Origin of the sequence: Stieleria sp. (assembly GCF_041595215.1) — a bacterium.
Classification (GTDB): Bacteria; Planctomycetota; Planctomycetia; order Pirellulales; family Pirellulaceae; genus Stieleria; species Stieleria magnilauensis.
The window spans coordinates 1-2828 of record NZ_JBFHKV010001088.1 but is presented as its reverse complement, the minus strand read 5'-3'; the positions used below and the strand labels follow the sequence as shown (position 1 = coordinate 2828).

Annotated in this window: 1 protein-coding gene; it reads right to left on the bottom strand. The window is 60.6% G+C overall.

Annotated elements, in window-relative coordinates; all coding sequences use genetic code 11:
- Window positions 1-2409, bottom strand: a 2409-nt coding sequence (locus tag ABX749_RS28315) for a DUF1549 domain-containing protein (RefSeq protein ID WP_372898986.1), incomplete at its 3' end; no start/stop codon positions are given.
- Window positions 2410-2828: the final 419 nt, after the last annotated feature.

Genomic DNA, 2828 nt, shown 5'->3' with positions numbered 1-2828 from the left:
ACGATCACGCAGTGGTTCGAATTCCATCCGCCGTCGTGGCATGTGCCATAGCAGTCGGTTTTCGGGATCGGTCTCGATCGCGTCGGGGCGTGTGTGGCTGGATTGTTGCCAGGTCGCCGAGAGCATGATGCGACGTTGCAGCCGTTTGATGGACCAGCCATCGGCGATCAGCTCTGCGGCGAGGTGGTCGAGCAGTTCCGGATGCGTCGGAAGTTCACCGCGAATCCCAAAGTCGCTTGGCGTGCGGACAAGGCCTTCGCCGAATTGGTGTTGCCAGACGCGGTTGACAATCACCCGAGCGGTCAGCGGATTCTTGGGATCGGCAATCGCTCGGGCCAATTCCAGCCGACCGCTGCCCTGTTGAAAGGGCTCGCCGCCATCGACGTGCGCCAAGACCTGTAGAAATCGTCGTGGGACGCGGTCGCCCCGATTGCCGGGCACACCGCGTCGAAAGATCACCGGTTCGACCGGCTTGGGCTTGTCCACCATCACCATGCCACGCCCCGGTGCGCCCGGATGTGTGACGCTGACTCCGTTGACTCCATTGAGCAGCTGGTTGTATTTGCCACGTTCGGCCTGATCCAAATGCGCGATCGCTTGGCCGGTATCCAGGGTCGTCGGTGCGTTGGCGGACCACAGCACCTGCCGCAACGTTTCGTCATCGGCGTCTGGCAACTGTTCCAGACTCTCGTCTTTCTTGCGGGCTTCAAGCCACTGTCCGTAAACCGCTTCCAATTGATCGCCCACGACTTGCGCGGCATCCGGCAAGGATTTCGGCTGGGCCTCTCGCAACGCCTTCAACAACCGCTCGGGCACCGCCGGCTTGGCTTGTTGGTAGACCGCCGCTGCTTCGTTGGCGAATGTTTCGGGCGGCAGCGCGGCCAACTGGCGAAGCAGTTCCCAGACGGGCAGCGACGACTCGGACGGTTTAAGCAGGTAATCTTGCCAGCGTCGGACCGCCGGCAAACGCAACGCCCCCCGCTTCCCTTGGGGCTGCACCTTGCCTTTGCTGTACTGGGGCAGTGACTTGGCGATGTAAACCAGATAATCGGCGACGCGTGAACGCAACTCGTTTTCGATTCCCTGGCGGCGTTCTTCGACCCACTGGTCGACTTCTTGTTGTTTTTCGGCTTTGGCTTTGAGGAAAGCGTCGTATTGCGGCGAGGGTTCGGGATCGCCCAACAACGGCAGCGTTGCAGGTTCTTCCGAGCTGGCAAAGACGCCGTAGAGCGAGTAGTAGTCGGCCGTCGGGATCGCATCGTACTTGTGGTCGTGGCATCGGGCACAGGCGACGCTCATGCCGAGAAACCCACGGGTGACCACGTCGATTTGGTCGTCAATGATGTCGTGTTGACGGTTCATGAATCGCCGACCGACGGTCAAGAACCCCATGGCGGCCAGCGCGCTGCGTGCGTCTTCGGCCAAGTTCAATTGGTCGGCGGCAAGCTGCTCGATCACGAATTGGTCAAAGGGCTTGTCGCTGTTGAAGGCGTCGATCACATAGTCGCGATAGGTGAACGCATACGGGTAACGCGTTTCCATGTTTCCGGCCAAGTAGCCTTTCGTGTCTCCATAGCGTGCGATGTCCAACCAGTGCCGCGCCCAGCGTTCTCCGTAGTGTGGATTGTCCAACAGACGGTCGACGAGCCGGGCAAAGGCGTCGGGCTGCTCATCGGCGACGAACTCCTCGACCTGTTCGTAGGTCGGCGGCAATCCCAGCAGCGTGTGGTAGGCCCGATGAATCAGCGTGCGGCGATCGGCTCGCGGGTTCGGCGCCAGCCCGCCCTCGGCCAACCGAGCCAGCACGAAACGGTCGATCGTCGTCATGCCGTCGCCACCAAACGCGTCCAGCTGCTCTTGCCCCACACGCGTCGCCAGCTCCGCGATCGTCGGTGGGTCGGTGGGTGAAATCGGTTGGTAGGACCAATGCGATTGACGTTGTGCCTCGATGTGTTCTTGCGGTGACAGATTGACGGTCGGTTGTGTCTGCGTCACGTCCTCCGGCCAATACGCTCCCCTGCGAACCCATTCGGAAAGAACACGAATCGCTTCCTCGGGCAACTTGCTGTCCGGCGGCATTTGCAAGTCGTTGTCTTGATAGCCGATCGCACGAATCAGTCGACTCGCGTTGACATCGCCCGGAACCACAACCGGTCCGCTGCCGCCGCCTCGCTTGAAATGGTCGTGGCGATCGAGTCGCAATTCACCCGACTGATCATCCGGCCCGTGGCACTCGACACAGTGCTGCACCAATAGCGGACGCACCTCGTTCTCAAAGAACTTCTCTTGCTCATCCGAACGCGTTTGTTTGTCTTGGGGATTGGGGGCGGAGACGCCGACGGTTGCGGTGACTAGCAACAGCACGACGGCCAATGGCCTGATGGCAAGAAACCGGCGAGGAGGATACACGGCAGGCATCTTTTCTTGGGGGACCCAAGGGGAAGGCGGGAAAACATGGTGGAAAACCGGGAGGCTTTCACGCGGGTTTCGATTGGGGGGGAAGGCGGGCGGGTTCAGGTCTGTCCGATCATGACGCACCTGAACCACAGCCACTATTCTACGCGAGAATGCGGGTCAGGGCGAGTCTTGATCGTCCCGGAAGCCGCCAACGGTTTGTCGTTTGTATCGGCCGTTTGGCACCAAATGGGGTGGTTGTTGTTAGCGTCAGGGCGCGAGCCGCCCTGCCCCGCCTCACCGACCACGCAGGTCGGAAAGTTTTCGCGTTTGTTCGATCACTGGATCTCCTTCGATGTCGCGGATCTCGAAGCTCAGCGTCGGATCGGCTGATTCCCAATCGATCGTCAGTATGCCGTAGTTCTCTCGATGGT